At 49.8% G+C, this 20,244-nt stretch carries 20 protein-coding genes; all 20 read left to right on the top strand.

Annotation, left to right across the window (positions count from 1 at the left end):
• The first annotated feature begins 94 nt into the window (after positions 1 to 94).
• The 20 genes from PHH49_01085 to PHH49_00990 all read left to right on the top strand — a co-directional run bounded on the left by PHH49_01085 (position 95) and on the right by PHH49_00990 (position 20,240).
• The gene (locus tag PHH49_01085) at positions 95 to 502 is read left to right on the top strand and encodes a DoxX family protein (GenBank protein MDD5487547.1); all 408 of its coding nucleotides are present in this window, start codon (positions 95 to 97) and stop codon (positions 500 to 502) included.
• A 64-nt stretch (positions 503 to 566) separates the two neighbouring features.
• Positions 567 to 752: a ferredoxin gene (locus tag PHH49_01080; GenBank protein MDD5487546.1), complete on the top strand. Its 186-nt coding sequence runs from the start codon at positions 567 to 569 to the stop codon at positions 750 to 752.
• A 36-nt stretch (positions 753 to 788) separates the two neighbouring features.
• Entirely contained in the window at positions 789 to 1,580 is a 792-nt protein-coding gene (locus tag PHH49_01075) for a polysaccharide deacetylase family protein (GenBank protein MDD5487545.1), read from the top strand.
• A 25-nt stretch (positions 1,581 to 1,605) separates the two neighbouring features.
• Positions 1,606 to 2,895 carry a glucose-6-phosphate isomerase gene (locus PHH49_01070; protein MDD5487544.1) on the top strand — a complete coding sequence of 430 codons (1,290 nt, stop codon included), beginning with the start codon at positions 1,606 to 1,608 and terminating at the stop codon, positions 2,893 to 2,895.
• 25 nt (positions 2,896 to 2,920) lie between these two features.
• The gene (locus tag PHH49_01065) at positions 2,921 to 3,877 is read left to right on the top strand and encodes an AEC family transporter (protein ID MDD5487543.1); all 957 of its coding nucleotides are present in this window, start codon (positions 2,921 to 2,923) and stop codon (positions 3,875 to 3,877) included.
• A gap of 101 nt (positions 3,878 to 3,978) precedes the next feature.
• Positions 3,979 to 4,164, top strand: coding sequence for a hypothetical protein (locus PHH49_01060; GenBank protein MDD5487542.1), 186 nt, complete (start codon positions 3,979 to 3,981; stop codon positions 4,162 to 4,164).
• Between the two features lie 45 nt (positions 4,165 to 4,209).
• On the top strand, positions 4,210 to 6,681 hold the full coding sequence (locus PHH49_01055; protein MDD5487541.1) for an AAA family ATPase: 2,472 nt from the start codon (positions 4,210 to 4,212) through the stop codon (positions 6,679 to 6,681).
• Position 6,682: 1 nt separating this feature from the next.
• A complete protein-coding gene (locus PHH49_01050) occupies positions 6,683 to 7,237 on the top strand; it encodes a hypothetical protein (GenBank protein MDD5487540.1) in 555 nt (184 codons plus the stop codon).
• A gap of 109 nt (positions 7,238 to 7,346) precedes the next feature.
• Positions 7,347 to 9,953 carry an ATP-dependent chaperone ClpB gene (gene clpB / locus PHH49_01045; GenBank protein MDD5487539.1) on the top strand — a complete coding sequence of 869 codons (2,607 nt, stop codon included), beginning with the start codon at positions 7,347 to 7,349 and terminating at the stop codon, positions 9,951 to 9,953.
• A gap of 12 nt (positions 9,954 to 9,965) precedes the next feature.
• Positions 9,966 to 10,622: a DnaJ domain-containing protein gene (locus PHH49_01040; protein ID MDD5487538.1), complete on the top strand. Its 657-nt coding sequence runs from the start codon at positions 9,966 to 9,968 to the stop codon at positions 10,620 to 10,622.
• 24 nt (positions 10,623 to 10,646) lie between these two features.
• A complete protein-coding gene (locus PHH49_01035) occupies positions 10,647 to 10,949 on the top strand; it encodes a metalloregulator ArsR/SmtB family transcription factor (protein ID MDD5487537.1) in 303 nt (100 codons plus the stop codon).
• The gene (locus PHH49_01030; protein MDD5487536.1) at positions 10,946 to 11,440 is read left to right on the top strand and encodes an NYN domain-containing protein; all 495 of its coding nucleotides are present in this window, start codon (positions 10,946 to 10,948) and stop codon (positions 11,438 to 11,440) included. Before PHH49_01035 ends, PHH49_01030 begins: the two co-directional genes overlap by 4 nt.
• A gap of 37 nt (positions 11,441 to 11,477) precedes the next feature.
• Positions 11,478 to 12,473, top strand: coding sequence for a tRNA dihydrouridine synthase DusB (gene dusB / locus PHH49_01025; protein MDD5487535.1), 996 nt, complete (start codon positions 11,478 to 11,480; stop codon positions 12,471 to 12,473).
• 13 nt (positions 12,474 to 12,486) lie between these two features.
• The gene (locus tag PHH49_01020; protein ID MDD5487534.1) at positions 12,487 to 13,080 is read left to right on the top strand and encodes a Maf family protein; all 594 of its coding nucleotides are present in this window, start codon (positions 12,487 to 12,489) and stop codon (positions 13,078 to 13,080) included.
• A complete protein-coding gene (locus PHH49_01015) occupies positions 13,067 to 14,164 on the top strand; it encodes a radical SAM protein (protein ID MDD5487533.1) in 1,098 nt (365 codons plus the stop codon). Before PHH49_01020 ends, PHH49_01015 begins: the two co-directional genes overlap by 14 nt.
• A 24-nt stretch (positions 14,165 to 14,188) precedes the next feature.
• Positions 14,189 to 14,887: a hypothetical protein gene (locus PHH49_01010; protein MDD5487532.1), complete on the top strand. Its 699-nt coding sequence runs from the start codon at positions 14,189 to 14,191 to the stop codon at positions 14,885 to 14,887.
• 141 nt (positions 14,888 to 15,028) lie between these two features.
• Complete coding sequence (locus tag PHH49_01005) at positions 15,029 to 15,775, top strand: MotA/TolQ/ExbB proton channel family protein (protein MDD5487531.1); 747 nt, start codon at positions 15,029 to 15,031, stop codon at positions 15,773 to 15,775.
• A gap of 22 nt (positions 15,776 to 15,797) precedes the next feature.
• Positions 15,798 to 16,226, top strand: coding sequence for a biopolymer transporter ExbD (locus PHH49_01000; GenBank protein ID MDD5487530.1), 429 nt, complete (start codon positions 15,798 to 15,800; stop codon positions 16,224 to 16,226).
• Positions 16,223 to 18,577 carry a tetratricopeptide repeat protein gene (locus PHH49_00995; protein ID MDD5487529.1) on the top strand — a complete coding sequence of 785 codons (2,355 nt, stop codon included), beginning with the start codon at positions 16,223 to 16,225 and terminating at the stop codon, positions 18,575 to 18,577. Before PHH49_01000 ends, PHH49_00995 begins: the two co-directional genes overlap by 4 nt.
• Positions 18,561 to 20,240: a VWA domain-containing protein gene (locus tag PHH49_00990; protein ID MDD5487528.1), complete on the top strand. Its 1,680-nt coding sequence runs from the start codon at positions 18,561 to 18,563 to the stop codon at positions 20,238 to 20,240. The genes PHH49_00995 and PHH49_00990 overlap by 17 nt, the downstream gene beginning before the upstream one ends.
• Positions 20,241 to 20,244: the final 4 nt, after the last annotated feature.

Raw genomic sequence — 20,244 nt, 5'->3', positions numbered from 1 at the left:
TCTGCCGGATCTGCTGCATTGGTCACGCATTAAAGAATTTGCTTTTCGTGTGATTTGGAATAAAATTATAAGATATAACATATGAGAGGTTTTCATGAAAAAAGAGACATTATTGAATTTTTCATTATTCGTATTAAGATCGGTAGTGGGCGTGATCTTCTTTTATCACGGCGCGCAGAAACTTTTTGGCATGTTCGATGGTGTCGGATTGGAAGGCACGGTAAAACTTGTGGAGGGATTGGGGCTTTCGCAGGCGTATATGGTGGCCGTGGTGTGGGGCGGCATTGAGCTCATCGCCGGTATGTTCCTGGTTTTCGGTATTTTTTCCCGTTATGCGGCGACATTGCTGCTTATCATAGTGGTGGTCCAATTCTGGAAAATAGACCTGGGATATGGTGTTTTTCTCCAGAGCAATCTCCTTGAATACAGGGCTGTTCTTTTCGGGGCATGTGTCACGATAGTTTCCCTTGGCGGGGGCAGTTGGTCGGTATGGGACCTGTAGCGGGGTGTTGTAATGCGTGGACAGTGTAAGGGGCTTCTGATAGAATGAACAAAGAGGATAAGGTATGAAGGCAAAGGTCGATCACGATATATGCATAGGTTGCGGGTTGTGTGTCGGGATATCCCCGGAGGTCTTTCGCATGGAAGGGGATAAGGCCGTAGCTTTAGTGGAGGATGTTCAGGATGATATGCTGGATATCGCTGGACGGGCCGCGGAACAATGCCCGGTCAACGCTATAAGCATATCATGATATGTTCACATTCGCGTGACGCGAGAAGAGGGGTTTATGCGTAAAATAACTAAAGTTCTCGTGGCTATACCGGTCTTTACGGCTATTTTGGCCGTGATATTCTATTTCGCCTACATGTCTCCCCGTAGGACCACGCCGATACTTATGTACCATTCTGTGAGCAAGGATAAGGCCAGCACCCTTAACGTGACGCCTAAGAATTTCGCGAGACAGATGCAGTATCTTCGCGATAAAGGATACAGCGTAATATCCCTGAAGGATCTCGTGGCACACATAAACAAGGGGGAGAGATATGTCCCCAGGACGGTAGTGGTCACGTTCGATGATGGTTTCGAGGATAATTATCTATATGCTTTTCCGGTCCTGTCGCAATATGGTATGCCAGCCACTATTTTCATGATAAGCGGATATGTGGACAAACGGGAAGGCTATTTGACCTGGGAACAGATAAGGCTCATGATGAGGAACGATATCTCTTTCGGGGCGCATACGCGCAACAATGTGTATCTACCCTCGATAAAGGATAACGCTAAGTTAAAAGAGGAGATCTATGGGGCTAAGGACGATATCCAGAGGATGACAGGGCGGGAGGTTGACTTCTTCTGTTATCCGACCGGCGGGTTCAATGATGGCATAAAGGACATGGTGAAAAAGGCCGGGTATAAAGGTGCCTGCACCACCAACCGGGGGCTTTCAACGGCCAATGAGGATGTCTATGAGCTTAAACGCGTTAAGGTGACGAACTCAGATACGGTGCAACCGCTTCATTTTGAGGCAAAGCTATCCGGGTTCTATAATGTGTTCAGGAGGCTTAAAGAAGGAGAATAACTTTCATTCCGGGTAGGAGGGAATAATGGAAAGAACGCTCGTGCTTGATACTCATTTTCTGGAAGGAGCGGTTTCCGGGAAAGACATGGAAAAAGTCGTCCCTCTTCTTGATAGAGCCCATTCAATGCTTGAGGGCCGTAACGGTCCAGGGAACGGTTTCCTGGGGTGGATGGACCTGCCGAAAAACACTCCCGAATGTCTTGTTGAAGATATAGTCACGACCGCGAGCGCGCTGAAAAAGATCTCCAGTGTAATGGTCGTCGTTGGTATAGGTGGATCGTATCTGGGGGCAAGGGCTGCTATCGGGGCTTTATCCCCATCCAGTGTATGGAAGAACGTCATGTTCGCGGGGAACAATATCTCGGGCGAACATCTGCTGAAAATACTGGAGAGGCTCGAGAACGCGGAAGTGTCCATTAATGTCATATCCAAATCCGGGACCACTACAGAGCCCGCTATAGCCTTCAGGTGCCTGCAGGAGGCCCTGCGGAAGAAATACGGGCATTCAGGCCTGAGGGACAGGGTGGTATGCACCACGGATTCGGCCAGAGGGGCTCTCAAGAAACTGGCGGATAGAGAAGGGTATAAGACATTCGTTATTCCGGACGATGTCGGCGGAAGGTTCTCGGTCCTGACCCCGGTAGGACTTCTACCCATGGCTTTCGCCGGGATAGATATCAGCAAAATGATCAAGGGTGCCGCGGACATGGCGGATATTACCTCTACATGTGATATTGACAGGAACCTTAGTTACCGGTATGCCGTTATACGTAAAGTGCTTTATGACAGAGAAAAAAAAATAGAGATACTTTCGTCCTTCCATACATATCTGCATTATGTCTCGGAGTGGTGGAAGCAGCTTTTTGGCGAAAGTGAGGGCAAGTCCGGCCACGGTATATTCCCGGCCGCGTGTGACTTCTCCACTGATCTGCATTCAATGGGACAGCTTATACAAGAGGGGGAGCGTAATATTTTCGAAACATTCCTGACCGTAGAGACGGAAAACACGGGATGTGCCATACCACATGACGATGAGGACCTGGACGGCCTGAATTATCTCGAAGGCAGGGACCTGGGTTTCATAAACAGGAAAGCGTATGAAGCCACGGCCGAAGCGCATTTTGAAGGCGGCGTACCTAATCTTACTATCGCCATGCCGGAAAAGAACGCTTATTATCTCGGACAACTATTCTATTTTTTTGAAAAGGCGGTAGCGGTCTCCGGATATATGCTGGGTGTTAACCCCTTCGATCAGCCCGGGGTGGAGGCCTACAAAAAGAAGATGTTCCGGCTACTAGGTAAGCCCGGTTCTTAACAGCGCAAGTACAGGTGAATTTTAGATGGAATTTGATATCTCATTTGGCGTAGTAGCGTCCACTATAACCAAGATATTCCTGCTGGCTTTTACGGGTTACGCCATGTATTTTTTCAAGCTGGTGGATGATAATTTCACCGACAGGATGAGCCTGCTCCTCATATGGATATTCTTTCCGGCGCTTATAATATCAAAGACCACATCTCATTTTAGTTTTGCCGAATACCCCCTGTGGTGGATATTTCCTTTGGTGTCCGTAGTGTTCTGCTTCGTGGGCATGGTCTCAGGCAGGATAACGCTATTGTTCATGGGCAAGGGCGTCCCGTGGAGAGAATTCGTATGTGTTACCGGGTTCCAGAACTGCGGGTACCTCCCGATAACCCTTATCACATTCTCTTTTGCCGGCATGATGTCGGAAAAACTGCTTATATACACGTTCCTGTTCATACAGGGGTTCAACCTCATAATATGGTCCGTGATACCGGTCTTCCTCTCCGGAGGTAATGGCGGAAAAGTAAAAATACATAACATACTCAACCCGCCAGTGATGGCTACGGTCCTCTCTCTTATATGGGTAGCGGTGGTCGGCAAGGGGGCGGTCCCGGATATCGTGGCCGATCCTCTTCTCAAGCTGGGGGCCGCGTCATATCCTGTAGCTATGCTCCTTTTGGGGTTCTATCTGTGTCGTTATAAGGTGTTTGCCCCGAAGAGGAAGCGGGTAATGCTGGTAGCCAGCCTGGTCAAACTGTTGGTAGTGCCCGCTGTCATCTTCCCGGTACTTATGCTGGTCGGGTTCCCGCGGGACATGAAGTTCTTTCTGCTCCTGGAAAGTATGATGCCGTCCGCGGTGTCCCTTGTGGCCATAGGGAGTTTTACGGGCGCGGATAACGAATTCCTTTCAGGTACCGTGTTCTATACCCATGTTCTTTCGCTGGTGACCATCCCGCTGTGGGTGGCCGCGTTCAATATGTTCCCGGCCTGAGATATCACTTCCATACTTAATAACTTTGGGTATACTTGTAATAGGCGGCAAAATAAGATATTTTTAACTTATGGAATATACTTATTCCGGGAAGGGGCGATATGGCATTAGGGATATTGATACTGGTGAGCGGCGTATTGATAGCATTGTACCCTCCATTGCTTTCGCTTATTGTGGCGTTGCTCCTGATCTTTGCCGGTGTGACCATAACACTCATGAGCTACAGGTACAAAAAGATGTCAAAAAGGTCCGAGGACCCGTTCTTCGATTTTTTTATGAAACTTTAATTGAATTCGCCGCCAGGCCAAAGAACATATGAAGGAGAGAATGGCATGAGAAAACTCAAGTCGAGCGACCTTAAGAAGATGTGTGACCCGTCCGAGTTCCCGTTCAAAAGCACGGAAGATTTTGATTTTGAACATGAGCCGGTACACCAGGAGAGAGGGGTTAACTCGGTGGACTTCGGGCTTAATATAAGGTCCAAAGGGTACAATATATTTGTTTGTGGAGCCACCGGGACAGGACGGAATACGCTTGTAAAGAAAGCGGTCAACGATATAGCGGGTAAACAGGCCCCGCCGGATGACTGGATATATATATATAATTTTATAAACGAGTATGAGCCGATAGCCATACGATTGCCCGCGGGACGTGGGATAATCTTCAAGAAAGACATGGAAGAACTTGTGGATGAGCTGAAAGTGGAGATACCGCGCGCTTTTGAGAGCGAAGACTATGAGACACGGAAGCAGGAACTCCTTAAGGAGTATAAAAAGCGGCGGGATACCACGATCGAGGAGATAGAGAATGGCGCCTATGAGGAGGGATTCGTGTTGAAACAATCCGCCACCGGGGTCATTCTGGTCCCGCGGGTGGGCGAAAGGGCGATGAGCACCGAAGAGTTTGAACAGCTTACGGACAAGAAAAAAGAGAAGATCGACAAGAAAAAGAACGAGCTGCATATAAAGATTGAACAGGTGCTTGCCGAAGTGAGGACCATGGAAAAAGCGGCGAAGAGCCAGATAAAGGACCTGGAGAGAGAGGTCGCGCTTTTTGCCGTGAAACACGTGATGGATGAGTTAAGGTTCAAGTATCGTGAATTCGAGGACATAACCGAATATCTCAACCATGTACAGGAGGATATCGTAAAACATATCGATATTTTCAAGGAAGAGGAACAGGATTCCCAGTTCCAGATTTTCGGGGGGGTGCCGGGGAAGAGCCAGTCCAAGAAGAACGTTTTCCAGCAATATGATGTCAATCTGCTCGTGGATCACCGGCATTCGAAAGGGGCGCCGGTGATACTGGAGGCGAACCCCAATTATTATAACCTGCTGGGACGAATAGAATATGTTTCCCAGTTCGGTTCCATGACAACGGATTTTACCATGATAGCTCCCGGGGCCCTGCATAAGGCTAACGGTGGATATTTGATACTCCAGGCGATGGATGTGCTCACGAGTTTCATGGCGTGGGACGCGCTAAAGCGTGTTATCAGGAACAGCGAGATAAAGGTCGAGGACATAAACGAGCAGTTCCGCCTGATAAGTACTACCAGCCTTAAACCCAAACCCATACCATGTGACATTAAGATAATAATGATAGGCTCTTCCAGGCTATATCAGCTTTTGTACATGTTCGACGAGGATTTCAGGAAGATGTTCAAGGTCAAGGCGGATTTTGACGTGCAAATGGGGCGAGATGCCGAGAAGATAAACAAATACGCCGCTTTTATCAAGGTGCGGTGCGAAGAAGAGGGGCTAAGATCTTTTGACAGGAAAGCGGTAGCCAGGATAGTCGAATATGGTTCAAGACTTACCAGCGACCAGGAAAAATTGAGCGCCAGGTTCCTGGATATAGCGGACATATTGAGAGAGGCCGATTACTGGGCGGGAAAAGATGGCGCAAAATGCGTGGATTCACATCATGTTGAGAAGGCGATCCATGAGAAAGTGTATCGTTCCAACCTTATAGAGGAGAAGATAGGAGAGCTTATAAACCGTAATATCATCATGATAGATACCGAAAAAGCCGTGGTCGGGCAGGTGAACGGTCTTGCTGTATATGATATGGGTGAGTATATGTTCGGGAAACCGTCCAGGATAACGGTTAGTACATATATGGGTAAATCCGGCGTGGTAGATATAGAGCGTCAGGTGAAAATGGGCGGGAGCATACATTCTAAGGGAGTGTTGATACTTAGCGGGTACCTGGGTGAAAAATTCGCGCAAGATGCACCGCTTACGTTAAGCGCCAGTATATGTTTTGAGCAGAATTATGATGGAGTGGACGGGGATTCCGCGTCCAGTACCGAGGCGTATTGCATCCTGTCATCCCTGTCGGGAGTGCCGATAAAGCAGAGCATAGCCGTTACAGGTTCCATGAACCAGCATGGCTTCATACAGCCGGTCGGAGGGATAAACGAGAAGATAGAAGGGTTCTACCATGTGTGTAAATTAAAGGGCCTGAAAGACGGCCCGGGTGTGATAATCCCGGAATCCAACGTAAAACACCTGATGCTGAAAGATGAGGTGGTGGACGCCGTAAAGAAGGGCAGGTTCAATATCTGGGCGGTGGCGACCGTAGAGGAGGGGATAGAGATACTTACCGGGAAACCGGCCGGAAAAAAGGACAAGGACGGTAAATATTCACGCGGCAGCATATTCTATCTTGTAAATAAGAAACTTACTGATTATAACAGGAAGTTCGCTAAAACTTCCGGTTCCACAGGTTCCGCTGGGAAGAAGGCGAAAAAACGTAAGGAAAAAAAAGAAGAGAAAAGCCCTAACCGTAAGCGGAGGTGATATGATGATGAGGTCCTTTGCAATAGCGGTTTCTGCCATGTTCATGCTTACATGTATGACCGGAGAAGCTTTGGCGCGAAGGGCGGTTGGGAACTTGTATAATGTGTTGACCGAAAAAGATCAGGTCAAGGTATACGTTGATGATATAAAAGACCTGACCGCGACCAGTATAGCGGACGAGAAAAACCTGAAAAGGACATTGGAGAACGCTTTAACCACCAGGATGACCATAAACTTCAAGGTCATTGAAGACAAGGCATCTGCCGATATCGTGATAGAAAGCTCGATAGATGAGATGTTCTGGACCGACAAGGACCCGGTTGATAATATTGCCGGTATAGGTCCTATCGTCCTGGATATGGTAACTAACGAGAACTACGCGCGCATGACGGCGGTTTTTACCGTATGGGACGGTCCTTCTGGGAAGGAACTGTGGTCAAGACGTATCAAGGCCACCGTTACCTCCAAAGAGATGGGCCAGAATGACAGCATTTCCATGGTCAATGATCGTATAGTAAAAGTGTTCATGAGGGATTGCTTCAGCAAGAACCACTAAAGACCTCTTTCCTGATATTTTCGAGATCGTATTGACAAAAAGCGTTTTTTGATGTATCATATAGATAGATGTAAATATGTCTATATATTCTAGAAAGGGGAAGATATATATGAAAACGGATAAATTCACGGTAAAAGCCCAGGAAGCGCTCAGGGGTGCGCTGAATGAAGCGGTCGAAAGAGGACACCAGGAAGTAGGTCCGGAGCATCTATTATACGCGCTTTTGAGCGATGATACAGGGACCTGTGTTAGCGTTATAAGTAAGATAGGGAGCGATCCATATAACATAAGGAAAGAGCTGGACAGTCTCCTAGCGGGTAAACCACGTATAAGTGGAGCCGCTTCCCAACCGTATTTTTCAAGGGAGATGAATGAGGTGATTTCTTCAGCGGAGAAAGAAGCTGGAAAAATGAAGGACGCCTATGTAAGCGTGGAGCATTTGCTCCTGGCCATTGTGGAAAACGCGCCATCGGGTATCTCTGGCCTGTTGGCATCATTCCATATCACACGGGATAATGTACTCAGGACCCTCGAGTCGATAAGAGGTGGGCATACGGTGAATGATGAGGACCCTGAAGGTAAATACCAGGCCCTGGAAAAATATGGCCGGGACCTGGTAGAACTTGCCGATCTCGGGAAACTTGACCCGGTCATAGGAAGGGACGAGGAAATACGCCGTATGATACATGTTCTTTCACGCAGGACCAAGAACAACCCTGTTCTTATAGGTGACCCCGGTACCGGCAAGACGGCCGTGGTAGAGGGTCTTGCCAGCAGGATATCCTCCGGGGATGTGCCGACCAAGCTCAGGGATAAAAGGATAATCGCGCTTGACCTAGGCGCTTTGATAGCGGGGGCAAAGTTCCGGGGAGAGTTCGAAGACAGGCTAAAAGCGGTCTTGAGCGAGATAAAAAGGAAAGAGGGAGAGGTCATTCTTTTCATTGATGAACTGCATACGCTGGTGGGTGCCGGTGGGGCCGAAGGGGCTATGGACGCGTCGAATATGCTTAAACCCGCCCTGGCGCGTGGAGAACTCAGGTGTATAGGGGCCACAACGCTTGATGAATACAGGAAGTATGTGGAGAAAGATAAGGCCCTCGAGCGAAGGTTCCAGCAGATATTCATCGGAGAACCGTCAGTAGATAATACGATAGCGATATTGCGCGGGCTGAAGGAGAAATATGAGGTCCACCATGGTGTACGAATAGCCGATTCGGCGATCGTAGCGGCCGCTAAGCTTTCCGACAGGTATATAACATCGAGGTTCCTGCCGGATAAAGCGATAGACCTGGTGGACGAGGCCGCGTCCAAGCTCCGCATAGAGATCGATAGCGTTCCTACGGAAATAGACCAGATACAACGCCGGATAATGCAGCTTGAGATAGAGGCTCAGGCGCTCAAAAAAGAGAAAAAAAGCTCCGGTGGGCAGAACAAGATAGACGCCGTTAATAACGAACTTACCCGGCTCAGAGATGATCTGGCTATCAAGAAAAAACACTGGGAGAAAGAAAAGGAGAGCATCAGCCGGATAAGGAGGGTAAAAGAACAGATAGATCTGGCAAAAGCGCAGGAGTCCGCCGCGGAAAAAGAGAACAACCTGGCAAAAGTGTCCGAAATAAGGTACGGGACACTTGTAACCCTTGAAAAAGAACTCAAGGACGAGACGGAGACCTTGGCGAAAGTACAGAAAGATAATATTATGCTAAAGGAGGAAGTGGATGGCGAGGATATAGCCCGGGTGGTCGCTCAGTGGACGGGCATACCGGTCTCCAAGCTCCTGGAATCAGAGGTGGAAAAGCTCGTACATATGGAAGATGCCCTGAAAGAAAGGATCATAGGCCAGGACGACGCTGTAAACAGGATATCCAACGCTGTGAGGCGTTCCAGGAGCGGGTTGGCCGATCCCGACAAGCCCATAGGGTCCTTCATCTTCCTGGGGCCTACGGGGGTAGGAAAAACACATATGGCCAGGACACTGGCATGGTTCCTTTTCAACGATACCGAGGCTATGATAAGGATAGATATGTCGGAATATATGGAAAAGCATTCGGTCTCACGGCTTATTGGGGCGCCTCCGGGATATGTGGGGTACGAGGAAGGCGGACAGCTGACGGAAAAGGTCAGAAGACGTCCATATTGTGTTATTCTCCTGGATGAGATAGAAAAGGCCCATCATGATGTTTTCAATGTCTTGTTGCAGATACTGGATGACGGCAGATTGACCGATAATCAAGGCCATTTGGTGGATTTCAAGAACGCTATCATCATAATGACGTCCAATATAGGATGGCAGTATTATTCCGATAAAAGCAACTCCCAGGCGGATATTGAAAGGTCGGTCATGGAACAGCTCAAGAAGCATTTCAGACCGGAATTCCTTAACCGTCTGGACGAGGTGGTGATCTTCAATAAACTTTCGGAAGAGGACATACTTAATATCGTGGATCTCGAGCTACATACAGTGGTCCAGCGGTTGGCTGGAAGGGACATTAAGGCGTTCTTCGATCTGGAGGCAAAAAAAGAACTGGCGTTACGCGGGTATGACCCGGATAACGGGGCACGTCCGTTAAAACGGTTGATACAAAGAGAGATACAGGATAGAATAGCGCTCGAGATGTTGAGCGGGAACATAAAGGACGGCGACGAATTGCATATAGGGTACGATGTGAAAAGAGCGGTGTTCACTTTCGAACATAAGAGGGAGAACGCTTCATAAAGGAGACGTTGCATGAGCTCAGAAGATTATTACAAAGTGCTTGGGGTGGACGAGAAGGCGAGTGACGCCGAGATAAAAAAGGTGTACAGGAAACTCGCGCTGAAATACCATCCAGACAAGAACCCGGGTGATAAGCAGGCTGAGGAGAGGTTCAAAAGCATTTCAGAAGCATATTACGCGTTGGGGGATCCTAAACGGCGGAAAGAATACGACCAGCTCAGGAAAATGGGTGCCTATACGGGAAATTTTTCCTCTTCACAGGGGTTTGATTTCTCCGAATTTTCCAGGCATTTTTCGCAGGGAGGCGGTTTTTCGTCGGATTCCATTTTCAGTGATATTTTCGGGGATATATTCTCTTCCGGGTCTCGGCGTCGCGGCGGACAGACAAGGACGTTCTTCTACTCAGGCGGTGGCGCGGCGAATGCCCGGGGGTTTTCCGGCGGCAGGGAGGAGTTCGACAGTGATGTTATGGCGGACCTTCCGATACCGTCGGACCTGGCCAAAAAAGGCGGGGAGGCGAAATTCAAGATGTCCAGCGGAAAGAACATAACATTATCCATACCTCCGGGGACAAAGGCGGGACAGAAGATGAGGCTACGGGGACAGGGGAAGGAATGTCCGTGTTGCAGGCACAAGGGGGATCTTATAGTCAGGATAGCGATCAAGTGATGTACTTCGAAAAGGGGCGTGGATATGACGGAATATGATCTCGTGAAGATATTCAAAGCGCTTGCGGATAAGACCAGGCAGGAGATACTGGATATGCTGGGGGCGGACGAGAAGAGCGTAAATGATATATGTGCCGAGTTCAATATATCCCAGCCTACCATATCACACCACCTTCATATACTTAAGAACTGCGACCTGGTCGATTACCGGAAACAGGGCAAACATATATACTATTATGTGCGCCGTGAGATCATCAACGATGTTTTCGGGAACGTGATACGGAAGATGCGTATAGATATCGTAAGGGATGGAGAAAAAGAAAAGTGAAGAAGAAGAACACCCTGGTGGTTGACGGTTATAACGTGATACATGCCTTACATGCAACGCGCCGTATGGCCGAAAAAGACCTGGAAGGGGCGAGGAACGCTGTTGTCAGGCTTAGTCGTGAATTCGCGGGGTCAAGGGGCGATATCCATCAGGTGAAAGTGGTCTTTGACGGGGATGACCGGTACAGATACCTTGACCGGATGAACATGTCCAGCGGAGGGGTTTCTGTCTTTTCGTCCACGGGCAAAGGCGACGATAAGGTGATCGAGATGATCAGGAGACACTCTTCGACCGGGAACGTTACGGTAGTATCTAATGACAACTATATAATAAATCACTCACGTGTATACGGCGCCAACAGGCTGTCTGTCGAAGAGCTATATTCGCGCATAAAGCGAAAGGAACAGGGGCCGCCAGTGGAAGGTAAGAGGATAAGCAGTAAGGCCCGGGAAGACATTAACAGGGCGATGAAAAAGGAACTGGGTCTGTGAATCCGTGGCCACGGGCCGAAAAGGAAGACCGGTAAGAGTGAAAAAGAACATTATCAGCGAGATGATAAAAGCAAAAGCCGTATTGGCGCCCATGTCCGGGATCACGGATGTACCTTTCCGTTTGATATCACGCAAATACGGTTGTAAATTCGCCTTTACTGAGATGATAGACGTGAACGGCATAGTATACCGGAACAAAAAATCATTCAAGATGCTGGATATACTGCCGGAAGACAGGCCGATCGGGGTCCAGCTTGTCGGGCAGGATATAACAAAAATGGTGGATGTGGCCAGATTGTGCGAGGAGAAGGGCTTTCCCGTGATAGATATAAACGCAGGATGTCCCGCGCGCAAGGTCATAAAAGGGGGGAAAGGGTCAGCGCTTCTTAAGGAGCCGGAAAAACTGGCGAAAATGGTGGGACATGTGGTCGGCGCGGTCAACATCCCGGTCACGGTGAAGATCAGGAGCGGATGGGGCCCATCAGAGATGAACTACCTTAAGGTCGCGCGTATGGTGGAGGAAGCCGGTGCCAGGGCCATATGTGTGCATCCACGGACCAGGGAGCAGATGTACCGGGGGGGTGCCGACCACAATATTGTGAAAGAGGTCAAGGAGGCGGTGTCTATCCCGGTTTTCGCGAGTGGAAACATCTTTTCGGCCCAGAGCGCGATGGAAACCATATCATTGACGGGGTGCGACGGGGTATATGTAGCGCGAGGGGCATTAGGAAAGCCATGGATATTCGATGACATAAGGCGCGTTCTATCCGGTAAAGAGGAAAGACCCGATCCCGGGTTCAGGAAACTGAAGAATATCATAGCCGAGCATTACCTCCTGTCCCTGGAACATTATGACAGCGCCCTGGCGAAGAGCCGCATGTACAAATACATTACCTGGTACCTCAGGCGGTATAAGAACATTGACTTTGTCATGAAAAGATACGGCCGGATATCCCCGGGGAAGGAAGCTTTGCGTGGGTTCCTGGAGGCATTATCCCTGGATGGCCGGAAACTGTATATAAAAGAACAATGATCACTGGAGGAGAATGAGAAAAATAGTCCTGGCATCCGCCTCGAAGCGGCGGAAGAACATATTGTCGGAGTGCGGTATCAGGTGTAGGGTCGTTCCGAGCCATGTGCCGGAAATATCCGGGAAAGCATCCGGGGTCAGAAAGATAGTTATCGAGAACGCAAAGAGGAAGACAAAAGCCGTAGCTTCGAGTATGGCCCACGGTACTGTGGTCATCGGGGCGGATACACTTGTGGTGTGTGGAGACAGGCTTATCGGAAAACCCGGGAACAAGGTGGAAGCCAAGAGACTTCTCCTTGGTTTCTCCGGCAGGCGCGTGGATGTGTATACCGGCCTGTGTGTAATGGATACTACGACCGGTAAGATGGCGTCAGGGGTTGAAAGGACCACCATACGCACCGTAAAATTGAATAAAAAGGATGCGGATATGTTCTTCGATATACTAGGCCCGTATGATAAGGCCGGAGGGTTCACTATAGAAGGGGCAGGGTCCATGCTTTTCGATGACATAAAAGGGTCCTTTTTCAATGTCCTGGGACTGCCAATGATAAAGCTGCGTGAGTTGTTCGGCAAAATAGGCGAGGATATCCTTGAGTATGTCGAGCGATAGACGGAAAAAACGATACACGATCCCGTTCTTTATCCCGCATAAGGGATGCCCGTGTAAGTGTATTTTTTGTGACCAGGACAAGATATCGGGTCAGGAAGAGACAAAGGTCCCTGATATACCTGCCGTAGTGGAAAAATACCTGTCCACGATAAGAGAACGCGATGCCTGGATAGAGGTAGGTTTTTTCGGTGGGACGTTCACCGCTCTGCCGGTAGACCTGCAGGAACACCTCCTGGTCAGTGTTAAGGGTTTTTTGGACAGCGGAAGGATAAAAGGCATAAGGGTTTCCACCCGCCCGGACAATATAGATGAGGGAAAGACCTCGTTTCTCGGGAACATGGGAGTAATACGCGTGGAGCTTGGAGTGCAGTCAATGTCGGACAGGGTCCTCAAGGCATGCCAGAGAGGCCATACCGCGCATGATTCGGAAGTCGCCTCAAAGATCGTGAAAAAAGCGGGACTTGGCCTTACCCATCAATTGATGCTGGGACTTCCCGAGAGCGGAAGGGAAGAAGAATACCATTCCGCTGTATATGCCCGTAAGGCCGGGGCGGATGAAGTCCGTATATATCCGGCCGTAGTGATAAAAGGTACAGAGATGGAAAGGCTGTTCAGGGAAGGTTCTTACTGCCCATTGCCCGAAGATGAGGCGGTCATGCGGGCGGCGCACCTTATTCTCTTTTTCGAGGCGAGCGGGATGAAAGTGATAAGATGCGGCCTGCACCCTTCAGAGGACCTGCTTTCCGGGGCGGAGCTTGTCGCTGGACCGTTCCATGAGTCGTTCAGGGCCAAGGCTGAAAGTCTACTATATGGATATGCCTTGAGATACACGTTCAAGGAGATGCCCGACATACACGAATTATGCTTCAACCCGTCGGATGAGCCTTATCTATACGGATATATGGGCCAGAACGCGGCTGTGCTGAAAAGCCTTGTCTCGGATAAAGGGGTCACGCTCAGAAAAGATCCCTCTTTAGCGAGAGGGTCCATGAACATTGTGGGCCGTAACGGCACACGTTGTCTGGACCGGGAACACCTGGCATCGGCTGTGCTCCCGGAAGGACTTATGAAAGGCCTGCGTTGAATGAAAGCGCTATATGACGAACGTATGCCGGGAGTTTATATTTCCGGGATGTCCGCCGGGCTGCCGGATGTCGACCCCGTAGAGTTCTCTTCGTCAAAAGCATTTGGCAGGGAAACGGTCTATGCCTCAATATCCGGGCACCCGGATATATTCTTTTTCAAGTTAAGGGAAGACCTTGTTGTACACGCCCCGGGTATAGACCACACATATACGGATATTTTCAGGCGTAACGGGATAAGGACGGTCCCTGGGAGCAAGGTGCCTGACGGGAAGTATCCCCGCACATGTTCATATAACGCGGTAAAGATAGGGAGGTTCATGTTCCACAACCTGGAACACACGGACCCGGTAATAAAAGAACTCGGCCTGGAAGCGGGGTTGGACTTCGTACATGTACCTCAGGGGTACGCGAGATGTTCCACTCTTGTCCTTGACGACCGGCATATAGTGACTTCGGATAAAGGAATATACCTTGAGGCCCAAAAAAGGGGCATTACGGCCGGGTTGGTATCCGCGGGCGGGGTAGAACTGCCTGGAGAGAAGTATGGTCTGATCGGAGGCGCCAGTGGAACGCTCCCGGACGGCAGGGTCTTTATCGCGGGGGACCTCCTGACCCACCCTGACGGCCTCCGCATCAAGGAAATGTTCTCCCGGGCCGGGGTCATCAGCCTTGAGGTCCATAGCGCGCCGCTTTTTGACGCCGGCACTGTGATCTTCGTATGATACATGAGCCAGTTATTCCTTTACACATAGCCTTACAAAAATGTATAATTCTATGAAATATACCAGGAAGGACTGCATGACCATGATATGTCTTTTTGCCTTGTTATGTATCCCGCCAAAGATCAAACAGGAGGTCAGGGGATGAATATCCGTAAGAGAACCGCCGTATTTTTCTGCTTAATGAACGTAATAATGACAATGGAAGCAACAGCCCAGGGAGCCGTCTCGCAATATATCCCCGACGCGTCCGACGCGGAGAACGGGATGACCTTGTGGCAGATAATCCAGTCCGGGGGATGGGTGATGGTGGTGCTGGGATTTTTATCGATAGCCGCGGTCGGGCTCATCATATATTACACGGTAATGATCAAGAAAGAAAAACTTATCCCGGACACATTTTTCGAGAAGACCGTATCGGTCATCGAAAGGAGCGGGTTCCAGGAGGCAAAGATGATATGCGAGAATAATAACAACCTTATATCGGATGTGCTTCTGGCGGGACTTACCCGTGTAGGAAAGGAAGAGCCTATAATAAAAGAGGCCATACAGGACGCGGGCCGGCGGGCCGTGGAAGACCTGTGGCAGAAGATAAGTTACCTGGCAGATATAGCGTCTATAGCTCCCATGGTGGGCCTCCTGGGTACGGTCATAGGTATGATACAGGCTTTCAATGTTATCGCGTTCCAGACCGGGTCAGTTAAACCCATACTACTTGCCAGCGGGATATCAAAAGCTATGGTTACCACAGCCGCGGGACTTATGATAGCGATACCGTCGATGATCTTTTATTCTTTTTTCAGGGGAAAGGTCCAAGGGGTCATAGCCCGGCTTGAAGACGTGTCAGGAGACCTGTACCACCTTCTGGTAAAGAAGAACATTAAACGCTGATACGGCAGAAAAGGAGACATAGATGGATCTTTCGTCCGTAAAGGAAGCAAAGCAGACGGGCCCCCAGATACAAATGGCTCCGCTCATAGATATCGTATTCCTTCTTCTCATCTTTTTCATGTCCGCGTCGGTATTTTACCAGCTTGAGAGTGAGATAAACATCACCGTACCGGTCGCCGAAAAGTCCACGGATATGAAACGTACGGCAGGTGAAATAATAATAAACATACGTCAGGATGGCACGATAGTCGTTAACCAGAGGGAGCTGGACCACGCCGCGCTCCGGGACATGCTGGTACGGGTGGCGGAGCTTTATAAGAACCAGCCCGTGATAATCAGGGCGGACAGGGACACTCTTCATAAGGACGTCATAAAAGTATTGGACATTTGCGCTTCCAGCGGGATATGGAACGTTTCTTTCGCTACTATACGTGAAAAGGACAAGAAATGAGAAGAATAGGACGACTGTATCTGGTGGCCGCGATCTTTTTGTTCCCGGTCATGGCGCAATACACGGGTTATGCCGCGGGCGACAGGGCAGGGAACGAGGTGGAGGAACTGGATTTCGCTAACGGTCTTTTCTCTCGGGGCATGTATGATATGGCCATAGAAGGGTATAAGGGGTTCTTGTCGGAATATCCGGGGTCGGCCCACAAGGATCTGGCCGAGTACAGGATCGTAGAGAGCTATTTTCTGTCCGGGCAATATGACGAGACCCTGTCATATTGTGACGAGATCCTGAACGCCAGCCCTGGGAGCGCGTTCTCAAGGGAAATGGTCCTGCGTAAGGGGCAGTCATACTACATGAAGGGGGATTACGCGGATTCCGAAAGGGTATTCTCACGCCTCATATCTTCGGGAGAGGAGGATGATGTCGAAGAGTCCGCCAGGTTCTATCTCGCGTCCGGATATGATAAACAGGGAAAGACCGAAAAGGCCATGACGGCCCTAGAAGGTTTTGTGTCAAGGTACGGAGACAGTGAATATGCTCCATATGCATACATGTCCCTGGGAGGGATATACGACGGAAGGAAAGAATACGGGAAAGAGGCGGAGGCTTATCTATCGGCAGCGGGACTTTTTCCCGAAAGCGAGTCTAAATACCAGGCCAAACTCTACGCTGCCGGGGCGTATTACGCGATGGACAAGACTTCCCTGGCCGGACAGATATATAACGAACTTATGGAGGGGGAGGAAATGCCGCCCACGGTCCTTGACAGGGCGGCTTTGGGCTTGGTTTCCTGTATCAGCCGGGAAGGTAATGGGGCTGAGACAGCGGCGTTCGTTGATGGCGCCCTTGACAGGGTTTCAGACAGGGACATCCGCTCAAAAATGATCTACGCGGCTGGCGTGAGCTGTTTCAACGATGACAGGTACGTGGAGGCGGCGCGTTTTTTCTCGAAGAACGAAAAGGAATATCCCGAGACCGTGTCCGGCAAAAGATCTACGCTAGATCTGGCATGGGTCCTTTATCGCATGGATAAAGACCCGGAAGCCCTGTTGAAGGTCGGGAGTTTTCCTGGGACAGGGGATGAGGACTTGAGTGAGGCATTGTATCTCAAGGGTAAGATCCTTACCCGGAAAGGGGACAAGAAAGAAGCTCTCTCGAGTTTCGAGAAAGTGTTATCGGGATATCCATCCAGCAGGTATTATGGCGACGCGCTTTATGAGGCCGGGTGGTTATCTTCCGAGCTCAATGACCATGAAAAAGCCACGAAATACCTGGATCTTTTCGCCAAGAACGACCCATCGGAAGAAAGAGCGCCTGTGGCTATATTGAGATCGGTGGAAGAGAAGATCTCCCTCGAGCTTTTTAATGACGCCGCGCGGGATTGTGAGGATTTTTTGAACAGGTACAAGGACAGTCCTCTCCGGGAGAACGTGCTTTACCAGATGGGCAAAGCGTATCTAGGTGCCCAGGAATATGACAAGAGCATAGAGTGTTACAAGGGGCTCCTGGCGGAGTATCCCGATACCCGGGTCGGCGACGCGGTCATGTACGCTATGGGGAAAGCGTATCAAGCAAAGAAGGAATGGGCCCTGTCGGTAGAGAATTTCGATACGATAAAGGATACATCCGACCTGGCGGACAAGGCCGCCGAAGCAAAGGCGTATTCCCTTTTCCAGGAAGGTGACCATGCCGGGGCGGCAGACGTGTATTATGGGCTGATCTCCACCCGGACCGCGTACAGGATGCCTGAAGGCATATACCAGTGGGTGGCGGAATTTTACGCCGAAGAATGTGATCGGGAAAAGGCCATGACGGCCCTGGACAGGCTCGTAGAAGAATATCCGGGACGGGCCTCCGATACGGGTATAGCTTACCTAAGGGCCCAGGTATTCCTGTGTTCCGGGGAGAATGACAAGGCGTTCAAGCTATATAAGGATATATCCGAAAAAGGTGAAGGTACGCCATATGCCGGGCGAGCTTATCTCGGCATGGGTAAGGCCCTGTACAATAAGGGGGAAATGGACAAGGCCATTGTAGAGCTCGAGAAAGCCCTTACATCGGACAGGGACAACAAGACCGGGGCGCTCGTACGGTTCGAAATGGGAAGGATATACGCCGCTAAGAAGGATAACAGGGAAGCCGCGAAAAACTACATGATGGTGGCCATATTGTACGAAGATAAGGGACTATGCTCGGAAGCCTTGTTCCGGGCAGGGGAAGCTTTTTATGAAGCGGGTGACGAGGTAGAGGCGGTGAAAGTGCTGAAGGAGCTGATAGGTAGATATCCGGACAGCTCTTTTTCCTCCAACGCAAAGAAGAGAATAGAAGAGATAGATGACAAGAAGAACTAGGACCCTTTATCTTGCCTTGATAGCGTCCATACTGCTGCACGTCATATTCGTGGCGGTAAGCCCGTATATAAGACTTGCCGGGGTTAAACACGCGATCATCGCGTCGCAGAAACTTTTCCGTATCCGCGGATTGGAGGGCCGCGCCGGGGATATTTCCATAGCGCGGGAAGAAGATGATACCCAGCCTGCCATTAAGATGTCGCATGAGACAACAGGTATCGATGAAGTACTGTTCGAGAAGGTCATGCCAGTGGCGAAGTTGGAGGGTGAGGCCATAGAAAAGAAAAAGCATGAAATGAAGGCGGCCGACAGGGAGGATGTGTCGGGAAGTTTGAGCAGAAAGATGGAATTGCCGGACGTGATAAAGGCCGAGGCCAAGAAGTCCAGTAGACGCATAACATCGGAAAGAAGACATATTGCCGGTGAATTTGTCTCAGGAGGCATGGTAAAAGCCCCGGCAGGGGAAGACGGGGTCCCAGGTGAGCTCAGATCATCGGAGATCTCAAGCATTTCTCCCCCGGGGAAAGGCATGTCCACACCATTGCCGGAGCCACTGCTAAAGACCTCTCCCGATCCTGTATCCAAAGAAGTGTCCGCCAGCAAGGGGCCGTCGCGTATAGGGGATTACGGGGACATAAGCCCGTATCTTGACGTTGACCTCAAGACGTATCATGACCCGGGTACGGGAGAGAATTTTTTCCGCGTTCTTATAAACGTAAAAAGGACAGGGGACCTGCAGGTCATGCCAAAAGAAGTGCTTTTCCTTGTTGATTCTTCGAAGAGCATAACCGAGCAGAAACTAGCGGAGATAAAAAAAGGGCTATGGAACGCTATCCAGATATTCAATCCGGGAGATACGTTCAACATATTATCGTTCAAGGGCAACGTGATAAAGTTCAGTGAGACCCCGTTAAGGTGTACGGAAAGGACGGTCGAAAGCGCCAGGTCGTTCATAAGGGACCTGGAATCCACCGGGCAGACCAATGTGGAAAGGGCCCTTCTGGATATTACACAGGAACCAATGCGGTCCGTTCCATCATATGTTATACTTATAAGCGACGGACGACCCACGACAGGTCTTGTCGATTCGCGTAATATCATACAGGAGATAACGCGGTCTAACGATATGAAAAGACCGATTTTCTGTTTCGGCGGCGGCAGCCGGGTCAATCGATATCTTCTGGAGTTCATATCTTACCAGAACAGGGCCTGGAGCGGATTCGCGTCGTCGAACGCCGACATTGACACGGCTTTTGTGGGGTTCTACAGGGAGATCAAGGACCCGCTGCTGATAAACGTACGTTATAGGTCCAACGGCCTGCGTCAAGATGAGATCTTCCCGAAATATCTTACTGATTTTTACATGGGAAAGCCGTTCGCCATATATGGCCGCTACGGGGAAGAGGACATATTTTCCATGCAGCTACTGGGAGAGATAAAAGGCGCGACGAAAGAGTTCATTTTCGCCAAATCGTTGAAAGACGCTTCCCCGGGGGATAAGGATATCGCCAGGCAATGGGCTTTTCGCAGGATATATTACCTCATAAGCCGGGATAGCATGGGGCTGGGGGATCCGGTAGGGCTCAAGAACGAGATAAGCGCACTTTGCGAAAGATTCGGGATAAATACTTCCTATGACCTCGACGATACGGGGAAGGACTGAGAAA

This window comes from Candidatus Omnitrophota bacterium, assembly GCA_028715965.1.
GTDB lineage: Bacteria > Omnitrophota > Gorgyraeia > Tantalellales > Tantalellaceae > JAQUQS01.
Note: the sequence above shows the minus strand (reverse complement) of the source record. Positions and strands in the feature narration are given on the sequence as shown.